The 19,359-nt window shown below is 63.2% G+C and carries 17 protein-coding genes and 7 tRNA genes; 21 read left to right on the top strand and 3 right to left on the bottom strand.

Annotation, left to right across the window (positions count from 1 at the left end; genetic code table 11):
• Positions 1-321 precede the first annotated feature (321 nt).
• A tRNA-Val gene (locus PYR64_RS07120) sits at positions 322-396 on the bottom strand.
• Between the two features lie 249 nt (positions 397-645).
• Between PYR64_RS07120 and PYR64_RS07115 the strand changes: the two genes are divergently transcribed.
• From PYR64_RS07115 to PYR64_RS07075, 9 genes are all read left to right on the top strand, one after another.
• Positions 646-718, top strand: a tRNA-Gly gene (locus PYR64_RS07115).
• A 46-nt stretch (positions 719-764) separates the two neighbouring features.
• A tRNA-Cys gene (locus PYR64_RS07110) sits at positions 765-835 on the top strand.
• Positions 836-873: 38 nt separating this feature from the next.
• Positions 874-948 (top strand) — tRNA-Val (locus PYR64_RS07105).
• Between the two features lie 56 nt (positions 949-1,004).
• A tRNA-Gly gene (locus tag PYR64_RS07100) sits at positions 1,005-1,077 on the top strand.
• Positions 1,078-1,101: 24 nt separating this feature from the next.
• A tRNA-Val gene (locus PYR64_RS07095) sits at positions 1,102-1,176 on the top strand.
• 56 nt (positions 1,177-1,232) lie between these two features.
• A tRNA-Gly gene (locus PYR64_RS07090) sits at positions 1,233-1,308 on the top strand.
• A 174-nt stretch (positions 1,309-1,482) separates the two neighbouring features.
• Complete coding sequence (locus PYR64_RS07085; RefSeq protein ID WP_018778654.1) at positions 1,483-2,937, top strand: amino acid permease; 1,455 nt, start codon at positions 1,483-1,485, stop codon at positions 2,935-2,937.
• Between the two features lie 94 nt (positions 2,938-3,031).
• Positions 3,032-3,265 (top strand): antitoxin, encoded by a 234-nt coding sequence (locus PYR64_RS07080; protein ID WP_018778655.1) that lies wholly within the window; start codon positions 3,032-3,034, stop codon positions 3,263-3,265.
• Positions 3,266-3,398: 133 nt separating this feature from the next.
• A complete protein-coding gene (locus PYR64_RS07075) occupies positions 3,399-4,616 on the top strand; it encodes a benzoate/H(+) symporter BenE family transporter (RefSeq protein ID WP_275779086.1) in 1,218 nt (405 codons plus the stop codon).
• A gap of 1 nt (position 4,617) precedes the next feature.
• Here PYR64_RS07075 and zapE read toward each other — a convergent pair whose 3' ends face one another.
• A complete protein-coding gene (gene zapE, locus PYR64_RS07070) occupies positions 4,618-5,658 on the bottom strand; it encodes a cell division protein ZapE (protein ID WP_035733964.1) in 1,041 nt (346 codons plus the stop codon).
• Between the two features lie 206 nt (positions 5,659-5,864).
• Here zapE and PYR64_RS07065 point away from each other — a divergent pair, with 206 nt between their 5' ends.
• The 3 genes from PYR64_RS07065 to ybaK are packed head-to-tail and all read left to right on the top strand — an operon-like array spanning position 5,865 to position 7,805.
• Positions 5,865-6,791, top strand: a complete 927-nt coding sequence (locus PYR64_RS07065) for a sulfurtransferase (protein ID WP_018778660.1) — start codon at positions 5,865-5,867, stop codon at positions 6,789-6,791.
• A 39-nt stretch (positions 6,792-6,830) separates the two neighbouring features.
• Entirely contained in the window at positions 6,831-7,289 is a 459-nt protein-coding gene (locus PYR64_RS07060) for a SufE family protein (RefSeq protein ID WP_275779085.1), read from the top strand.
• A gap of 18 nt (positions 7,290-7,307) precedes the next feature.
• Entirely contained in the window at positions 7,308-7,805 is a 498-nt protein-coding gene (gene ybaK, locus PYR64_RS07055) for a Cys-tRNA(Pro) deacylase (protein WP_039240802.1), read from the top strand.
• Between the two features lie 3 nt (positions 7,806-7,808).
• Here the strand turns inward: ybaK and PYR64_RS07050 are convergent, their stop codons facing one another.
• Positions 7,809-9,092 carry an alpha/beta fold hydrolase gene (locus tag PYR64_RS07050; RefSeq protein ID WP_275779083.1) on the bottom strand — a complete coding sequence of 428 codons (1,284 nt, stop codon included), beginning with the start codon at positions 9,090-9,092 and terminating at the stop codon, positions 7,809-7,811.
• Between the two features lie 119 nt (positions 9,093-9,211).
• Between PYR64_RS07050 and PYR64_RS07045 the strand changes: the two genes are divergently transcribed.
• The 9 genes from PYR64_RS07045 (at position 9,212) to PYR64_RS07005 (ending at position 19,282) form a co-directional block, all read left to right on the top strand.
• Positions 9,212-9,703, top strand: coding sequence for a hypothetical protein (locus tag PYR64_RS07045; protein ID WP_018778664.1), 492 nt, complete (start codon positions 9,212-9,214; stop codon positions 9,701-9,703).
• A gap of 14 nt (positions 9,704-9,717) precedes the next feature.
• A complete protein-coding gene (gene msrB, locus PYR64_RS07040) occupies positions 9,718-10,158 on the top strand; it encodes a peptide-methionine (R)-S-oxide reductase MsrB (RefSeq protein ID WP_018778665.1) in 441 nt (146 codons plus the stop codon).
• Between the two features lie 154 nt (positions 10,159-10,312).
• Positions 10,313-11,680, top strand: a complete 1,368-nt coding sequence (locus PYR64_RS07035; RefSeq protein WP_055977681.1) for a DUF6421 family protein — start codon at positions 10,313-10,315, stop codon at positions 11,678-11,680.
• Positions 11,680-12,405, top strand: coding sequence for an SDR family NAD(P)-dependent oxidoreductase (locus PYR64_RS07030; RefSeq protein WP_275779081.1), 726 nt, complete (start codon positions 11,680-11,682; stop codon positions 12,403-12,405). Before PYR64_RS07035 ends, PYR64_RS07030 begins: the two co-directional genes overlap by 1 nt.
• Positions 12,406-12,448: 43 nt before the next feature.
• Complete coding sequence (locus PYR64_RS07025) at positions 12,449-13,522, top strand: low specificity L-threonine aldolase (protein WP_018778668.1); 1,074 nt, start codon at positions 12,449-12,451, stop codon at positions 13,520-13,522.
• A 71-nt stretch (positions 13,523-13,593) separates the two neighbouring features.
• Positions 13,594-14,250, top strand: coding sequence for a DUF3000 domain-containing protein (locus PYR64_RS07020; protein WP_275779079.1), 657 nt, complete (start codon positions 13,594-13,596; stop codon positions 14,248-14,250).
• An 80-nt stretch (positions 14,251-14,330) separates the two neighbouring features.
• On the top strand, positions 14,331-15,671 hold the full coding sequence (locus tag PYR64_RS07015; RefSeq protein ID WP_275779077.1) for an HRDC domain-containing protein: 1,341 nt from the start codon (positions 14,331-14,333) through the stop codon (positions 15,669-15,671).
• 189 nt (positions 15,672-15,860) lie between these two features.
• A complete protein-coding gene (locus PYR64_RS07010) occupies positions 15,861-17,141 on the top strand; it encodes an acetyl-CoA C-acyltransferase (protein ID WP_275779075.1) in 1,281 nt (426 codons plus the stop codon).
• Complete coding sequence (locus PYR64_RS07005; RefSeq protein WP_275779073.1) at positions 17,138-19,282, top strand: 3-hydroxyacyl-CoA dehydrogenase NAD-binding domain-containing protein; 2,145 nt, start codon at positions 17,138-17,140, stop codon at positions 19,280-19,282. Before PYR64_RS07010 ends, PYR64_RS07005 begins: the two co-directional genes overlap by 4 nt.
• Positions 19,283-19,359 lie beyond the last annotated feature (77 nt).

Below are 19,359 nucleotides of genomic sequence, written 5' to 3'. Positions count from 1 at the left end.
AGGCGACGCCTGATTCATCAGTTCAAAATCTTTTTGCGCAATCGTGAAACCCTTTGTGATCTTGCGGACACTACAGGTTATGGGGAACTTGGAATCTCACGATGCCGGATTATGGACGCGGAGTCTGACTGGTGACGGTGCAGCATTCGGCGTACTGTTCGATCGGCACCGTGACAGGGTCTTCCGGCACGCATACCGCCTCTGCGGCAATCGCTATACATCCGAGACCAGGAAACCCGGTCACGAGTTCCGGCAGCTACCAGGAATTTGTGGAAAGGCCCAGAAACCCAAAAGGCCCCCGGATCTCCGGGGGCCTTCTTTTGGTGGGCGATACTGGGTTCGAACCAGTGACCTCTTCGGTGTGAACGAAGCGCGCTACCACTGCGCCAATCGCCCGGGTGCATAGAAAACACTAACGGACCCGGGCCGGATTGCAAAACGAGCGGAAGGCTGCCGAAGGACGTTGAACTACAGCTGTGGAATTACAGCAGTGAAACTCGCCCGAATCCGCGTCAGTACAAGGAACCAAGGCCCGCCGCACCCGGATCCAAGCTACCGATTTGGAGAATGCAGGAACCTCCTATAGAGTTTTTACTCGTCGGAAAGCGACGGAATGCCTACAGGGTTGCCCGTCGGAACCGCACTGCGGACGTAGCTCAGCTGGTAGAGCACCACCTTGCCAAGGTGGATGTCGCGAGTTCGAATCTCGTCGTCCGCTCGCAAGGCACTGTCAAGGCAAGTATTCCCCGGAATCCTGCTTACACGGTGGGTTGGCCGAGAGGCGAGGCAGCGGCCTGCAAAGCCGTATACACGGGTTCGAATCCCGTACCCACCTCGGTGAAAACCATGTCTTCCGGCTTTTGCTGGATGCATGGGCGATTGGCGCAGCGGTAGCGCGCTTCCCTGACACGGAAGAGGTCACTGGTTCGATCCCAGTATCGCCCACCAGAACAAGGCAACTTGTTTGTTGTTGAAAGCCGGACCCAGTCTGGCAGGCAACATGTGCGGACGTAGCTCAGCTGGTAGAGCACCACCTTGCCAAGGTGGATGTCGCGAGTTCGAATCTCGTCGTCCGCTCTCCTCATTGCAGGACCCGGTAACGGGCGATTGGCGCAGCGGTAGCGCGCTTCCCTGACACGGAAGAGGTCACTGGTTCGATCCCAGTATCGCCCACCAGAACAAGGCAACTTGTTTGTTGTTGAAAGCCAGACCCAGTCTGGCAGGCAACATGTGCGGACGTAGCTCAGCTGGTAGAGCACCACCTTGCCAAGGTGGATGTCGCGAGTTCGAATCTCGTCGTCCGCTCCACGAAAAGCAGCTCCCAGGAGCTGCTTTTTTTATGCCCTCATTTACCTGCGACCTAATTCATCATGAGAAGTAACCGATACCCCTCGGAAGAAGTCGCTTTATCTAATGTGATTCCGCTCGCATAATGTACTGCGAGCTCATCACCGTTCCACGCCTACCGGCAGGAGTACCCCCATGAATGTAAAGACGGCTTCACAGTCCGTCCTGAGGCGCAAGCCCATCGACGATATCGAGGAAGAAAGCAAGCACAGCGGGCTTTTTAAAAGTCTTGGCCTGTGGCAACTGACCGCCATCGGCGTCGGCGGAATTATCGGCGTCGGCATTTTCTCGCTGGCAGGCCTGGTAGCCCACGGCAGCGACAGCACCCCGGGCGTGGGCCCAGCCGTCCTGTTTTCCTTCCTGATCGCCGGACTCGCCTCCGGGGCGGCTGCATTGTCCTATGCCGAATTTGCCGGCATGATCCCCCGCGCCGGATCGGCCTACACCTACGGCTACGTTGCGCTGGGCGAAATCATCGGCTGGTTCATCGGCTGGGACTTGCTGCTTGAATACATCGCCATCGTGGCGGTGGTAGCCATCGGCATTTCCGGCTACTTCGACGCCTTCCTCTCCGGCATTGGCATCCACATGCCAACCTGGATGACGTCCACTGCCGATGAAGGCAAGGGCGGCATCATCAATCTTCCCGCCATCCTCGTCTGCCTTCTGGTGACCTGGATCCTGAGCCGTGGAACCAAGGCGTTCGGCCGATTCGAACTGGTGGCCGTGGCCATCAAGGTCATCCTGATCCTGTTCATCATCGGGCTCGGCATCTTCTACGTGAACACCGAGAACTACAACCCGTTCATGCCCAGCGGTTTCGGCCCCGTTGTGGCTGGTGCCGCGACCGTCTTCTTCGCGGTCTTTGGTTACGACGCCATGAGTACTGCAGCGGAGGAAGCCAAGGACGGCAAGAAGCACATGCCCAAGGCCATCATCCTGTCGCTGATCATCGCCATGCTGCTCTATGTTGCCGCCACGCTCGTCCTTACAGGAATGCAGAACTACAAGGACATCAACCCGACCGCCGGCTTCGCCTCGGCGTTCACCGGCGTCGGCCTCCCGGTCATTGCCACCATCATTTCGGTGTTCGCGGTGCTGTCCATCCTGACCGTGATGCTGACGTTCCTCCTGGGTGTCACCCGCGTTTGGTTCTCCATGAGCCGCGACGGGCTGCTGCCCGGCTGGTTTGCCAAGACTGACCGCCACGGCACCCCGCAGCGTGTCACGTGGATCGCAGGCATCGCCTCGGCCTTCCTGGCTGGTGTCTTCCCGATCAAGGAAGTTGCGGACCTGACCAACATCGGCATCCTGGCAGCCTTCGTCGTGGTCTGTGTTTCGGTGATCGTCTTCCGGTACACCAAGCCGAACGCAGCGCGTACCTTCCGTCTGCCGCTCATGCCCCTTGTTCCCGCCTTCGGCGTGCTGGCATCGGCGTTCCTGATGTTCCAGCTCCACTGGGAAACCTGGGTACGGTTCGGCGTCTGGCTCATCATCGGCCTGGTGATCTATTTCGCCTACGGCCGCAAGCATTCCCTGATGAACCCGGACAGCCCGCGGCACAAGGTCGCCAACGAACCGTTGGCCTAGTTATCCACAGGCCGCGTTTGAGCCCTTGGCACCTCAGGGAACTGGTGTTAGGGTCGGACGCGGAGGAGCGAACTGGCTCCGCGATGGAAGGGAGGTGCCCGTGGGTTTAATTGACGACCTGAAGGGCAAGGCTCAGGGTCTCATTCAAGGCAACGAAGAAGCCATCAAGAATGGCATCGAAAAGGCCGGGGATTTTGTGGACGAAAAGACGGGCGGCAAGTACGCCGGTCACGTCGACAAGGTCCAGAACGCCGCTTCCGACTTCGTGGCCAAGAACGACGGTCAGCCTGAGCAGGCTCCCGTCACGGATGAGCCGAAGCAGCCGTAGCTGCCTGAGCCGCCGTACCAGATACGTCAAGGGGGCACCGGTCCCGCCGAGAGGCGCCACCGGTGCCCTTGGCGTTTAACCGGTGCTGTTGGCGTTTGCAACGGCCGCCAACAGGTCAGGTATTTTGGAGCTTATGCCTTCAGCCTCCCCGACAACCACCAACAGCAGTGCCACCCGGGACGCTTTGGGACCGCCGATCACTGCAGGCATCGTCACAGCCTTGGTCGGGTTCACTTCATCATTCGCTGTCGTCCTTGCTGGACTCAGGGCAGTAGGCGCGGATCAAGGACAAGCCTCCAGCGGCTTGCTGGCCCTGACCCTGACTTTTGGTCTGGGCATCCTCTGGCTGTCCTGGCGGAGCAGGATGCCGGTGACCCTCGCGTGGTCAACTCCCGGTGCGGCGCTCCTTGCGACCGCAGGAACCGTCGACGGCGGGTGGCCGGCGGCCGTGGGTGCCTTCCTGTTGGTCGGGGTGCTGATCGTCCTCACGGGGTTGGTTCCGTTGCTCGGGAGGTTGATGGCAAAGATTCCCACGGCCTTGGCCCAGGCCATGCTCGCAGGAGTCCTGCTCCCCTTGTGCCTTGCACCCTTCAAGTCGCTGGGTACGGCACCGGCGTTGATCGCCCCGGTGCTGTTGTGCTGGATCGTGCTGATGAAATTCGCGCCACGCTGGTCCGTTCCTGCATCGCTGCTGGTGGCACTGGCGGTGATTGGGATCCACATCATGTCCTCGGGCGTACAGATCCCGGCTGAGAGCCTCCTCCCGCGGCTGGAATGGACAACGCCGGTGTTCTCCCCGGAGGCTGCCATCGGCTTGGCGCTGCCGTTGTTCGTGGTCACCATGGCGTCGCAAAACATTCCCGGCGTAGCTGTCTTGAAGTCCTTTGGATACACCACCCCGTGGCGGCCGTCCATGCTGGTGACCGGAGCAGGAACCATTGCCGGCGCACCGTTCGGCGGCCATGCGATCAACCTGGCAGCGCTGAGCGCCGCGCTTGCCGCCGGGGAGGAAGCAGGCAAGGATCACGGCCGGCGCTGGATCGCCGCCTTCGTCTCCGGTTTGGCGTATCTGGTCCTCGCGGCGGCGTCGGCAGCGCTCGTTACGGTTGTCGCGGCAGCGCCCCCGGGACTCCTTGAGGCCGTCGCGGGCCTCGCGTTGCTGGGTACTTTGGCAGCCTCGATCTCGTCTGCGCTGGCAGTGGCTGAGGAGAGGATACCGGCCTGCATCACTTTCCTGCTGGCAGCTTCAGGAATTGCTTTCGCCGGTGTCGGCGCAGCGTTCTGGGCCTTGGCAGGCGGAATCGTTATCCGCTGGGTGTTGAAGGACCGCGGACCCCGAAAAGCGGTCTGATTCAGGCAGGTTCGTGATTTTGTGCTTCGCGGGCCAGGGCGGTCAGGCGCGAAACGGCGCGGAAGTACTTCTTCATGTATCCGCCCGTCATCATCTCTTCGGTGAAGAGCTGGTCGAAGGGAACGCCACTGGCCAGAATGGGCACATCTTTGTCATAGAGCCGGTCGGCCAGCACCACGAAACGGAGCGCGACGGCCTGTTCCGTAATGGTTTCGACGTCGCTCCACACCACGGCCTCCACGCCGGAAATGAGTTGACGGTACCGGCTGGGGTGCACCGCAGCCAGATGGTTGACCAAGGTGCGGAAATCATCCACCGCCACGGTCTTCCCGTCGAACTCAGTCCGCATCCGGTGCTTGAGTTCTTCAGTCTTGAGCGGTGCCGGCGCGGCGGGAAGGCCACGGTGGCGGAAGTCCTCGCCGTCGATCCTGACGACGTCGAATTGGTCCGCGAGTACCTGGATTTCCCGCTGGAAGTCGACGGCGGCGAAGCGGCCTTCGCCCAGTGAACCAGGCAGGGTGTTCGACGTGGCAGCAAGCTTCACACCTGCGTCAGCGAGTTCCCGCATGAGGCGGGACATCAGCACCGTGTCTCCGGGATCATCGAGTTCGAATTCGTCGATGCACACCAGTTTGTAGTTGCTCAGCGCTTCCACGGTCTTGCGGAACGACAACGCCCCCACCAGGTTGGTGTATTCCACGAACGTTCCAAACGCCTTGGGGCCTGGAGACCTGTGCCAAAGGGACGCCAGGAGGTGGGTCTTACCGACGCCGAATCCGCCATCGAGGTAGATCCCGGCCCTCGTGGCCGGCGCCTTCTTGGCGAAGAGCTTTTTGAAGAGCCCAGCGTCATTGCCGTTGCCTACGCCATCGGCAAATGCCGACAGGAGTTTCACGGCGTTGGCCTGGCTTGGTTGGGAAGGATCGGGCCTGTAACTGTCGAACGACACCTCTCCGAACCGGGGAGACGGGTAGAAACCCTTGAGGAGTTCCTCCACGGAAACTGCCGGCGTGCGGGCAGCCAGTTGTTCGATCTTTACCACGGTGGTCCGTTCCTTCGGCATTGGGTCCCCAGCAAGAATACCGGCAACGGACGCCACGGTAACTGACACGTGACCAAGCCCATGTTTCACCGTATGACCACCGGGAAGCAATCCGCGCAGCCCGTGGTTAGTGTTGAAGCAGGCCGGGCCCGCACCTGCACCACCTTCCACGGCCTGGCTCCGTCCGTTGTCAGTGAAAGGCCATCATGTCCTACCCCGTTGAACAAAACGAAAAGTTTGCCTCTTACGCGAACCCTGAACGCCTCGTTTCCACCGACTGGCTCGCGGCAGCAATTGCTGACGGCGCTGTAGCCGACGGCAAGTTGGTGCTGGTCGAGTCCGACGAGGACGTCCTGCTGTACGAAACCGGGCACATCCCGGGAGCAGTCAAGATCGACTGGCACACCGACCTGAACGATGAAGTCACCCGGGACTACGTCGACGGGGCAGCCTTCGCTGCCCTCGCCGCTTCCAAGGGCATCTCGCGCGACAGCACTGTGGTGATCTACGGCGACAAGTCCAACTGGTGGGCTGCCTACGCCCTGTGGGTCTTCACATTGTTCGGTCACCAGGATGTCCGCCTCCTTGATGGCGGACGCGACAAATGGATCGCCGAGGGCCGCGAGCTGACCACTGAGGTCTCCCGGCCTGCTGCGGGCGAATACCCCGAGGTCGAGCGCGACGACGCTCCCATCCGGGCCTTCAAGGAGGATGTCCTGGCACATTTGGGCAACCCCTTGATCGACGTCCGCTCCCCCGAGGAATACACCGGCCAGCGCACCCACATGCCTGCCTACCCCGAAGAGGGCGCCTTGCGTGGCGGCCACATTCCCACGGCCGCCTCAATTCCGTGGGCCCGGGCTGCAGCGGAAGACGGCACCTACCGCAGCCGCGAAGAACTTGAGGCCCTCTACCTGGGCGAGGCGGGGCTGAAGCCGGGCGACGATGTCGTGGCGTACTGCCGCATCGGCGAGCGGTCCAGCCACACCTGGTTCGCCCTGAAGTACCTTCTGGGCTTCGACACAGTGCGCAACTACGACGGCTCGTGGACCGAGTGGGGCAACGCAGTGCGGGTTCCCATCGTCAAGGGAGCCGAACGGGGTACAGTTCCCTCCGCCTTGGTCCACAGCTAGTACCGCGCTCTCAGCACCTTTGTGCGTAAGCTGGAAGAGATGAGTACGAACACCTTGCCCACCGCCCTGGCGGAAATTGTTGACGACTTCCAGGCGTTGACGGAACCTGACCGCCTCCAGCTCCTCCTGGAGTTCTCCAGAGGCCTGCCTGAGCTGCCGGAGCGTCTGAAGGACCACCCGGAACTGCTGGAGCAAGTCGTGGAATGCCAGTCCCCGCTGTTCCTGACGATTGGGTCAGAGAAGAACGCCGACGGCGAGCGTTCATACCGTCTCTTCTTCAAAGCGCCGCCGGAAGCACCGACTACCCGGGGTTTCGCAGGGGTGCTGCATGAGGGGCTGGACGGACTGACTGCCAAGGAGATCCTTGCGGTGCCTGACGACATGCCCGAGCTCCTGGGCCTGACCCGGGCGATCACGCCCTTGCGGATGCGAGGAATGACGGCGATGCTCGGCCGCATCAAGCGGAAGGTTGCGGCCGCAAGCCGTTTGGAACACTGAAAGGCAACGCCACTCGGTATGGCAAGGAAAATGGCTTCACAGGGAACGCCGGCAACAGCAGCACTCGCTGCGGCCGGCGTTCCCTTCGTCCTGCACCCCTACGCGCATGATCCCGCTGCAAGCAGCTACGGGCTGGAAGCGGCGGAGGTCCTGGGCATTGATCCCGACCGTGTCTTCAAGACGCTGATGGTGGAGGTGGAAGGCAAGTTGGCCGTTGCCATTGTCCCCGTGTCCGGGAACCTGGACCTGAAGGCCGCAGCTGCGGCCCTCGGATCCAAGAAAGCGGCGATGGCAGATCCGAAAGCTGCTGAACGCCGCACTGGCTACGTCCTGGGCGGTATATCACCGCTGGGGCAACGCCAGCCCTCCCCCACGGTCCTGGACGAATCAGCGCTGGCTTTTGACACCATCCTGGTCTCCGGTGGCCGTCGGGGCCTGGATATAGAGCTTGCGCCTGCGGACCTGCTGCGGCTTACCAACGGCGTCACCGGGCCGATCGGCACGGGAAGCAACTGACCCTCAGGCTGCGGGCCCCGCGGCAGCACCGCCGGCTTCGCCCGATTGGCCCGGGTTCCTCCGGGGTGCGAGTTGGGCTTGGAGCCAGGAGCGCACCAGCCGCTCCCAACGCTCCGGATCGACGTTCCATTCCTTGGTGTGGCGGGCACCGTGGAACGGCTCGAATGTCACCATCTCGGGGTTCTTTTCGGCGAGACTGGCCGAGGGCCCGAAAGGAACGTAGTCGTCGTCCACACTGTGGATCAGCAACGTTGGAGTGCGCAACTCAACGGCGCGGCTGTCCCAGTCCATTGCTTTGAGGTCCACGGGTGCTGCGAGCCCAGTCAGCCTGCGTCCCAGGGGATGGCCCAGCATCAGTTGCCCGTAACGCCCCACGGTATAGGGGATCCTGTTCATTTCGGCGTGGTGGGCCATGACGTCCACCCAGTTGATCACCGGAGCATCCAAAACCAAGGCCCTGATGACTTGCCGGTATTTGGAAAGGTCCGCAGTCTGCAGGCTGATTGCACCGCCCATGGACCAACCGAAAAGCACCACTTCACGTGCGCCGTTCTCCAAGGCGTATTCGATCGCTGACTCCACATCACGCCATTCCGTGGAGCCCAGACCGTAGCGGCCGTCCAGGGCGGAAGGTGCCAGTCCGTCGTTCCGGTAGGAGATGAGCAGGCTGTCCAGGCCAAGGTCCCGGGCGGTGCGGACTGCCCGGAGACCTTCGAGCCGGGTGGCTCCCCGGCCATGGACCATGATCGCCCAGACCGGCGACGGCGACGAGGCATCGGCGCGGATCAACCACGCAGGCGCCTTCCCGCCGTCGACGTCGATCTCAACATCTTCGGCCGCAAGGCCGATCGCGGACGGATCGGGGTAGGTAGCGCCGCTCCACCACGCCCGGCGTGCTTCCGAAAGATCGCCGCTGTAGACCTCCTCGACTTCCCGGAGGACGGTCTGTTCGGCGGGCAGGTAGGAGACGATCCGGCCTATCCTGGCGTGTCCCTTTCCACCTGAGAAGAACAGGCTGAAGACGCCGTCGATGGTCGAGTCGGGCGTGGCAGCCAGGATGACCTGCAGGCCGTTGTCCCCACGGATGACGGCCAGGACTTCCTGGTCCTCGTGCCGTGCGGCGGGCGTGATGACCCGGCGGGCAAAGTAGACGGCGAGCGCAGAGGAACCGGCGCCGACAAGTCCCGCAATGGTGGCGCCGGCAAGGAAACCTCCAATGGCCCACTTGGTGCGGGGGGACAGTTTTTTCTCAGCAGCGTCGCTCGCTGGCCTTGTCATTGATGCCATGGTTCCATTTTGCCGTGAGTCGGCGTGGGCTGGTGCAGGCTGGGCCCGCGCGGCGAAGGTTGGGCCGAATCGGGCGCGGAAACCCTGCGGACGCCGTTCCCCGGGACTACGCTGTAGCCATGAGTGATCCCATAGTCATCCTGACTGAAGAGCCCCTTGGCCCCGACGACCGCGTGAACATCGCCAAACTGATCGACGGCGGGGACGCGCCGTTGGTAGTGCTGGTTCCTGCCAATACTGAGCGCCACCTTTTGGTGGATTTCCTCGAGAACCTTTCGTTGCTTGATGTGGCGAAGGCGTTCCGGGAACTTACTGCCCAGTCGCCGGATCCAGCGGCTGAGCGTGCGGAAGCCGCGGTGACGTTGTCGACTTCCCTGGCAGCGCTGGAAGGCCTGGGTGGCGGTGTTACCGGCGAAATCGTCGACGGCGGTGCTGTCGACGGCTTGGTGGCCAAGGTCCGGGAGGTGGATGCGGCGCAGGCAGTGGTCATTACCCGGCCCCATGCCATCTCTGACACGCTCCACACGGATTGGGCCAACAAGGCCCAGGACCAGTTGGGGCTTCCGGTGCTCCACTTGTACGCGGGTTCGGGATTTATCGGCGACTCGTGAGCGTTGCATAAGACATGAACACTCCTGAAAACATCAGCAAGACACCTTCTGTGCCCCTGGAGAAGAGCGATGCCCAGTGGCGCGAGGAGTTGACCCCTGAGGAATACCGCGTGCTGCGCCAGGCCGGCACTGAGCGTCCTTATACGGGCGAGTACTGGGACACGCACACCGAGGGTGTCTACCAGTGCCGGGCCTGCGGCAGCGAGTTGTTCACCAGCAAGGAGAAGTTTGACTCGCACTGCGGGTGGCCGTCCTTCTGGGCGCCGTTGGCCGAAGGTACTGTCAGGTACCTCCATGACCGCACCATGGGCATGGACCGGGTGGAAGTACGGTGTGCCAACTGTGATTCGCACCTGGGACACGTTTTCGAGGGCGAAGGTTATGGCACGCCGACGGACCAGCGGTTCTGCATCAACTCCATATCGCTCCGTCTGGTCGACCCGGAAGAGCGGTAGGCGGCTCTGTGTCCCCCGAACTGGATCTAAAGGTCCAAGTTCGGGGGCTATGAGCAAGAGTTTCTTATGCTCAGTCCATTCTTGAATTAGCGATGCTATTCGCTTGCTACGCTCGGCCCAGAAGCAATAACAACTTCGGAAAGGGCCGAGCACCATGACCACCACCGCTATCGCCACCCTCCCGCGTGTCACCGCCGACAACGCTGAATGGGTAGCCCTCAAAGCCGCTGCCACGTCCCTCCAGGGGTACCAGGAGCAGGACGGATCCATCGCCGATCCCTCTGTCCACGATGAGGCGGCAAGGCTCGTAGCCACCATCACCAAGTCCATCACGGCCCTCGCCCCCAGCTTCGATCACGACGCCCAGTACCTGGCGCTGCTCGTGGAGGACTTCAAGCGTTGGGCCGGCAACGGCTTCGGCGTCCCGGACTTCCTGGATTCCCTCCAGGCTTTCCAACCACAGAAGCAGCGCATCGACGGCCTCCAGCATCTGGTGGTCTTCCCCATGTACACGCAGAACGGCAGCACCAACCGCTTGGTCGAGGCTGTACTGATCGAGGTCATCTGGCCGGAATTCATTGACGGCCTGGAGGCCGGGGAGTACTCCAACAAGCTCTTCGTCCCCATCCGGTTCGTTGACTTCACCCCCGGCTATGACACCAACTCGGCTGTGCTCTTCCCGGAGACCGTGGCGGTGCGCGAGACACCCACGTTCACGTGGGGAGCCATCTTCGCCGACCGCGAGGCCGCCCGCTTCCGCCGGGTGCTCAAGGCTGCCGCGGAAACAACCTCTCTGGAACTGCCCGAGGACGCGGCCCAGCTGATCGAGGACCAGGAGCTCACCCAGCGAACGTTCGTCATGTGGGACCTGATCCACGACCGCACCCACATGCGCGGCGACCTTCCGTTTGATCCGTTCATGATCAAGCAGCGGATGCCCTTCTTCCTCTACTCCCTTGAAGAACTGCGCTGCGACCTGACCGCCTTCCGCGAATCCGTCCTGATCGAAAAGGACGAGAACGCCGACCCCGATGCCCGCAAGCACGCAAAGCTTGTCCAGTACGCAGTCATCTTCGACCGGATCTTCCGCTTCGCCATCACCGGCAACCGCGTCCGCAACTACGACGGCCTGGGCGGGCAGCTCCTGTTCGCCTGGATGCACCAGCACCACGTACTCCACTGGACCGACAGCAAGCTCTCCATCGACTGGGATGACGCAGCGGCTGTCGTCGTTGAACTCGGCGCCAAAATCGAGGAACTATACTGGCGTTCCATTGATCGTCCCAAGGCTGCCCACTGGCTGGCCGCCTATGAGCTGATCTCAAGCACCGTCACCCCGCACCCGGCTTCGGTCTGGGCAAAGGGCCCGGACGCCCTGCCCTTGGACGGCGCCCCCCGCGGGCTGACCGACCAGGTCCTGGACGATGAGTTCCCCCTGTCCATGTTCTACGAAGCCTTGGAGAAGAAGATGCGTCCCGTCATCGAATCCACCACCGGCATCACGGGCGCCACGGCGGCCTGATGTCCCCACTGACAGTTTTGGTAACGGGCGGTAGCGGCGCTTCGGGCGTCGCTGCCGCCCGAGCCTTGTCCACTGCCGGCCACCGGGTCCTGACTGTTGGTTCGGACCAGACCCGGATCGAGGCGGCCGCGCGGGAGGCCGGCGGCGCTGTGACTCCCCTCGTGTGCGATCTCGGCGACCTGGAATCCGTTCGTGGGCTGGCTTCGATGATCGAGGACCGCGGCTTTGGGGGCGTCGACGGAGTAATCCACCTCGTCGGTGGTTGGCGCGGGGCCAAGGGCATCGAAGACCAGACGGATGCTGATTGGGAGGCGCTGGAACACAGCGCGGTTACCACGCTGCGGAACGTGACCAGGGTGTTCTACAGCCAACTCGAAGTGTCGCCGCATGGCCGGTTCGCCATGGTGTCGTCAACCGCGGTATCCAGCCCAACCGCGGCCGCAGCCAGTTACGCTGCTGCGAAGGCCGCTGCAGAAGCTTGGACGCTTGCGGTGGCTGATGGCTTCCGGCGCGCCCAGTCCGTCGACACGGACACCAGCGGACAGCACAGTGCCGCCGTGGTGTTCGTGGTCAAGGCGCTCGTGGACGAAACCATGAGGCGCGCACATCCCGAACGGCGGTTCCCCGGACATACCGACGTCGAAGAACTGGCCGCTGCCGCCGTCGGCCTTTTCGATCAACCTGCCTCCATCCTGAACGGCCAGCGGATCCTGCTGGCCAAATAGACTTGAAAGCGTGAATGAACAAGTGACGAGCACAACAGAGGCAATGCCCAGCACGGGCCACATTTCCGAGGGCAGCCGGCTGCACGACCCCACGGTCAGGGGTTTTGCTTCCGACAACTACTCAGGCGTGCACCCGGAGATCCTTGCGGCCTTGGCGGCCGCCAACGGTGGACACCAGGTTTCCTATGGCGAGGACGTGTACACGGCCCGGCTGCAGGCCGTCCTGGAGCAGCAGTTCGGCGAAGGCATCGAGACCTTCCCGGTTTTCAACGGCACCGGCGCCAATGTCCTGTCGCTGCAGTCGCTGCTGCCGCGCTGGGGAGCCGTCATCTGCGCCTCCACCGCACACATCAACATGGACGAGAACGGGGCCCCGGAACGTATCGGCGGGATCAAGCTCCTGCAGGTCCCCACTGAGGACGGAAAACTCACCCCGGAGCTCATCGATCGTGAAGCCTGGGGCTGGGGCGACGAGCACCGTGCACAACCCCTGGTTGTTTCCATTACGCAGACAACGGAACTCGGCACCTGCTACACGCCGGAAGAAGTTCGCGCCATTGCCGACCACGCCCACTCCAAGGGCATGAAGCTGCACATGGACGGCGCGCGGCTGGCAAACGCCGCTGCCCACCTGGACGTTCCCTTGCGTGCATTTACCCGCGACGCCGGCGTGGACATCCTCTCATTCGGAGGGACCAAGAACGGCCTGCTCTTCGGCGAAGTGGTGGTGGCCCTCAACCCTGAAGCCGCCGACGGCCTGAAGTTCCTGCGGAAGATGAACATGCAGCTGGCTTCGAAGATGCGCTTCATCTCCGCCCAGTTCATCGCACTCCTGGAGGACGGGCTGTGGCTGCGGTCCGCGGCTCACGCCAACGCCATGGCCACCCGCCTGCGGAGTGCCGTTGAAGGGATCGACGGCGTCGAGCCCACCCAGGCCACGCAGTCCAACGGCGTCTTCGCCATCCTCCCGGAAGGCGCTGCCGACCGCCTGCGGAAGTCCTTCGCGTTCTACGATTGGGATGCCGCCCGGCGCGAGGTCCGCTGGATGTGCTCGTTCGACACCACCGAAGAAGACATCGACACCTTCGTTGCGGCGATCAAGCAGGAACTGGCGTAACGCTGATACGCCTGCCGTCCGGGGCGGCGAGCCTGCACAGGTTCGCCGCCCCGGACGCATAATCTGCGAGTGTGAACGCCCTCGCACAAGTTCCCCAGGACTTTCTCTTCGCCTTGGGAACGCTACGAAAAGCCCAGTGCCGCAGCGAGTTGCGGCTTGATGAGATCCCCGCCCCCGCACGTTTGGCCCCTTATGCAGTGGCCTTGGGCGCTGAAGTCTTCAGCCCCACCGCCGCCACCCGCCAGGTTCCCGTGCATGGACCGGCAGCCAAGGCCTTTGCCAAGAGCCAGGCCGGAAGCCCCTCCAGCGAAGACGAGGACGAACTGGCCACAGGCCGCTTCATCCTGCTCTACGATCCGGACGGATCGGCCGTGTGGGAGGGCGAGTTCAGGATCGTCACGTATATCCGGGCCCAAATGGATGCGGAAATGGGCAACGACTCCATGCTCGGTTCCGTGGCCTGGACGTGGCTCGTCGAAGCCCTGGAACACCGTTCAGCCCCTTACCGGGCTGCCGGCGGCACAGCTACCCGGATCCTTTCCGAAAGCTTCGGCACCCTGACTGAGCGGCCCGACACCATCGACATAGAACTCCGGGCCTCCTGGACGCCTGACGGCGCGGATGTCCAATCGCATCTGGAAGCCTGGTCCGACATGGTGTGCACTTTCGCCGGACTGCCTCCACTGCCACCCGGGGTCACCGGCCTGCCCAACAGGAGGCGCAATTGACGGCCACCCGCGCCGTAACCGCTGGGCTGGCGAAGGCAAAAGCGCCCCGTTACGCGACAAATCGGTAAGCTTAAGCCACCATGACCCCTGAAAACCTGGAAAACACCACAGCCGGCGATCCGGTTGCTGATCCCACCACCCACATCAAGGTTGACGGCTTTGACAGCCACGTCCCTGAAGTCATTGATCTCGACACCCCACGCGAGGGCGTACCCCTGGTCATCGACACACCTGCCGGACTTGAACGATGCGCAGCCGCAATAGCAGCCGGCACCGGACCTGCCGGCGTCGATGCCGAGCGGGCTTCCGGTTTCCGCTACGGCCAGCGTGCCTTCCTGGTGCAGATCCGTCGCGAAGGAGCCGGGACCTGGCTCATCGACCCCGAACCGTTCGACAACCTGGACATCGTCAACGACGCCCTGCGCGGGGTGGAATGGATCCTTCACGCCGCCACCCAGGACCTGCCTTGCCTGTCCGAGCTCGGCATGTGGCCGGACAAGCTGTTCGATACTGAACTCGCGGCGCGGCTCGCAGGGCTCCCCCGCGTCGGCCTGGCGGCTGTTATCGAACAACTGCTCGGTTTCGGTCTCGCCAAAGAACACTCTGCCGCTGACTGGTCGACTCGGCCACTGCCCGAACCCTGGTTGCGGTACGCAGCGCTCGACGTCGAAGTCCTCGCCGAGCTGCGCGAAGAACTTATTGAACTCCTGGAGGCCGACGGCAAGCTGGAGTACGCCGAACAGGAATTCGCCGGCATCCTCGCCGCAGGTGTCCCGGCACCCAGGGTCGAACCATGGCGTAAGACCTCCGGTCTCCATCAGATCCGTGACCGCCGCCAGCTGGCAGCCGTCCGGGAACTGTGGCAGGAACGCGACCAGCTGGCCCGCAAGCGCGACGTCGCACCTGGCCGGCTCATCCCTGATTCAGCCCTGGTGGCCGCCGCCAAGGCCATGCCAACCACAGTCCCACAGCTTCTGGCCACAAAGGGGTTCCACGGCAGGTCAGCGCAACGGGAAGCTCCCCGATGGCTGCGCTGCATCACGAACGCCAGATCCATGACGGACCTTCCTCCGCTGCATCTGCCCACAAATGCCCCGCCGCCTCCCCGGGTCTGGGCAGACCGGGACCCGGAGGCAGCAGCGCGGCTGGCCACGGCAAGGCCGGCCCTCCAAGCCAAGGCTGACGAACTCAACTTGCCCGTGGAGAACCTGCTGACTCCGGACTACCTCAGGCGCATAGCCTGGCGGCCACCAACGGATGTATCGCTGGAGACCGTTTCGCAGGAACTTCGGACGCTTGGCGCAAGGGAGTGGCAAATCGCCATCGCCGCCCCCATCCTGACCGAGGCCTGCTTAAACCCGAGCCCGCTACCAACCAAGGAATCCAAGGCCAACGAAGCACAGCATTCCAAGGACTCCTAGTGGTCACCGCCGTCGCAATGGCCCGTTGCCCGAACGTACGTTCGTGGCGGCGGGCCATTTGCGTGCCGGATGCGGCGGGTAGAAGCCCATGGCCTTGCACGCTAAGTTACCCATGAGTAACATTGCAGTTATGCCAACCGGACCCCGCCCCGCGGGACACGGTGCCATGTCTCAACGAGGAGTAAATACATGAGTCCATCACGCACTGCCCAGCGCAACGTCCGGGACGTCGTCTTCGTGGACGGTGTCCGCACGCCCTTTGGCAAAGCCGGCGAAAAGGGTATCTACGCCGGGACCCGCGCCGATGACCTGGTAGTGAAATGCATCCGCGAACTCATGAGGCGTAACCCCTCGCTTCCCGCGGAGCGCGTCGACGAAGTAGCCATCGCCGCCACCACCCAGACCGGAGATCAAGGCCTGACCATCGGCCGCACAGCGGCCCTCCTGGCCGGCCTCCCCCGTTCCGTTCCCGGCTTCGCCATCGACCGCATGTGCGCAGGTGCCATGACCGCGGTAACGACGACGGCGAGCGGCATCGGCTTCGGCGCCTACGACGTCGTCATCGCAGGCGGCGTGGAACACATGGGCAACCACCCCATGGGCGCGGGCGCGGATCCCAACCCGCGTTTCATGTCCGAGCGACTGGTTGACCCTGCAGCCCTGAACATGGGCAACACCGCCGAAAACCTGCACGACCGCTTCCCGGCGATCACCAAGGACCGGACGGACGCTTACGCAGCAGCTTCGCAGGCCAAGCTGGCCGCCGCCTACAGCAACGAACAGATCCAGCAAGACCTCGTGCCCGTCGCCACCATGAAACCCGGTCAGGGATGGGCGCTGCACACCACGGACGAACCGCCTCGTCCAGGCACCACCGTTGAGGACCTGGCTGAACTGCGCACTCCGTTCCGGGCACACGGCCGCGTCACTGCGGGAAATGCCGCAGGGTTGAACGACGGGGCCACGGCCGCCGTCCTGGCCTCAGCGGAAGCCGCCGAGGAACTCGGGCTTTCCGTCAAAATGCGCCTCGTATCCTACGCCTTCGCCGGCGTCGAGCCCGAAGTCATGGGCATCGGCCCTGTCCCGGCCACCGAGAAGGCACTGAAGAACGCCGGGCTGGGCATCGAGGACATCGGCCTGTTCGAAATCAACGAGGCATTCGCCGTCCAGGTACTGAGCTTCCTGGACCACTTCGGGATTGCCGATGACGACCCGCGCGTCAACCGCTATGGCGGGGCGATCGCCGTCGGACATCCGCTGGCTTCCTCAGGCGTCAGGCTGATGAACCAGCTCGCGCGCCAGTTCGAAGAGGACACGTCCGTCCGCTACGGCATCACCACCATGTGCATCGGCCTGGGAATGGGCGCAACGGTGATCTGGGAGAACCCCCACCACGCCGACTACGCATCGTCCACCCCTGAGCCGGTCACGACCGCAACCACCGCCCCCACTGAAGGAGCCGCCGCATGAGCGCCGCAGAATTCCAGAAGCTCGCCGCACTGTTTCCCGACGAGGTCGTCACACACTCCTACGTCCAGGACATCCAGCTCCCGGGCGGGGTGGGCACCTTCGCCCTCATCACCCTGGACAACGGCCTGGACCACTCCAAGCCCACCACCCTCGGCCCCAACACGCTGGTAGAGCTCGGCAGCGTCCTTGACGGTCTCAAAGAACGGGCCTCGCGGGGCGAAATCGTGGGTGTCGGTGTCACAGGCAAGCCGTATTTCCTGGTTGCCGGCGCCGACCTCTCGGCCGTGAAAACCCTCAAGGAGCGCGAACACGGTCTCTGGATGGCCCAGCTCGGGCACGCCGTCTACGCAACCTTGGCCGATCTCGGCGTCCCGAGTTTCGCGTTCATCAACGGCCTGGCCCTCGGCGGTGGCCTGGAGATCGCCCTCCAGTCCACGTACAGAACCGTCTCCACGGGTGCCGGCGCGCTGGCGCTTCCGGAAGCCTTCATCGGCCTGGTCCCGGGATGGGGCGGCGTCTACATCCTCCCGCGCCTGATCGGGCCGGAGAATGCGGTCAAGGTGATGATCGAGAACCCGCTGAGCAACAACAGGACGCTCACCGGGCCGCAGGCCTACGAGCTGGGGATAGCCGACGCCATCTTTGAGCCCGCCGACTTCGTGGAACAGTCCCTGGCCTGGGCTGCACGCGTCATCGCAAGTGAAGAGGTGCCGGAACGCAAGAACGCCGTTGAGGCAAGCGATGATGCGGTGGCCGCCCGCTGGGTCGCTGCGGTCGCGGCAGGACGTGCCTTCGTTGAGGCCAAAACCTCCAACGCCTCGCCTGCACCGGCCAAGGTACTGGACGTCATGGAAGCCAACAGGACCATGACGCAGCAGGAGTCGGCAGAGCTCGAATGCGAAACCCTCGCCGGCCTCATGCAGACCGATGAGTTCCGTTCCACCGTGTACGCCTTCCTGGACCTGGTGCAGAAGCGTTCCAAGCGCCCGGCCGGAGCCCCGGACCGCAAGTTGGCACGTCCTGTCACCAAGATCGGCGTCGTGGGTGCGGGCCTCATGGCCAGCCAGTTGGCATTGCTGTTCGCGCGGCAGCTGAAGGTCCCCGTGGTCATGACGGACATCGACCAGACGCGCGTGGACAAGGGAGTAGCGTACGTCCACTCCGAGGTGGACAAAATGCTGGCGAAGAAGCGGATCAAGCCTGACGCCGCGAACAGGACCAAGGCCCTGGTCACAGGCTCCGTCTCCAAGGAAGCCTTTGCCGACGCCGATTTCGTGATTGAAGCCGTCTTCGAAGAACTGCATATCAAGAAGCAGGTCTTCGCAGAGGTGGAAGAAATTGTCTCCCCGGAGTGCATTTTGGCCACCAATACGTCGTCGCTGTCCGTGACCGCCATGGCAGAAGACCTGAAGCACCCGGAGCGCCTGGTCGGCTTCCACTTCTTCAACCCGGTGGCCGTCATGCCCCTTCTTGAGATCGTAAAGGCACCGAAGACCGACGATGCTGTCCTCGCTACAGCCTTCGAACTGGCCAAGGGACTAAAGAAGACCGCAGTGCTGGTCAAGGACGCGGCCGCCTTTGTTGTGAACCGCATCCTGCTTCGCCTCATGGGCGAGGTCATCGCAGCGTTCGACGAGGGAACCCCGGCAGAGGTTGCCGATACCGCACTGCGTCCGATGGGCTTGCCCATGTCCCCGTTCACCCTCAGCGCCATGGTGGGGCTTCCGGTGGCCCAGCACGTCCAGGAATCCTTGCACGCGGCATTCGGGGACCGCTTCCCGGTTTCGCAGAACCTGCAAAAACTGATCGACAACGGCGTGAAGTCCTTGTGGGTCCCGGGATCCGATGGGAAACCGGTCATTCCCGCTGAGACGCTGGCCATCATGTCGTTCGGCAACACCCCCTCCACCGGGGAAGAAGTGCTTCGCCGCACTCAGGATGCCCTGGCCGAAGAAATCGGGCTCATGCTCGAAGAGGGCGTCGTGGCCGGCCCCGAGGACATCGACCTGTGCGTCATCATGGGTGCGGGATGGCCAATGTTCCTGGGCGGCATCACCCCTTACCTGGACAGGGTGGGTGCCTCCGAGCGGGTCAACGGCAAGCGCTTCCTGGCGCCTGGCGTAGCTTCCGCACCGGCCTAAATCCAAAGAGTAGAACAGGCCAAACAGTAAACAGGCCGGCCCCGGAGCAGTTGCTCCGGGGCCGGCCAGTTCTGTAT

This window comes from Paenarthrobacter sp. Y-19, from assembly GCF_029223985.1.
Taxonomy (GTDB): Bacteria; Actinomycetota; Actinomycetes; order Actinomycetales; family Micrococcaceae; genus Arthrobacter; species Arthrobacter nicotinovorans.
The sequence above is the reverse complement of the archived record's forward strand: the minus strand, read 5'-3'. Positions and strand labels throughout refer to the sequence as shown.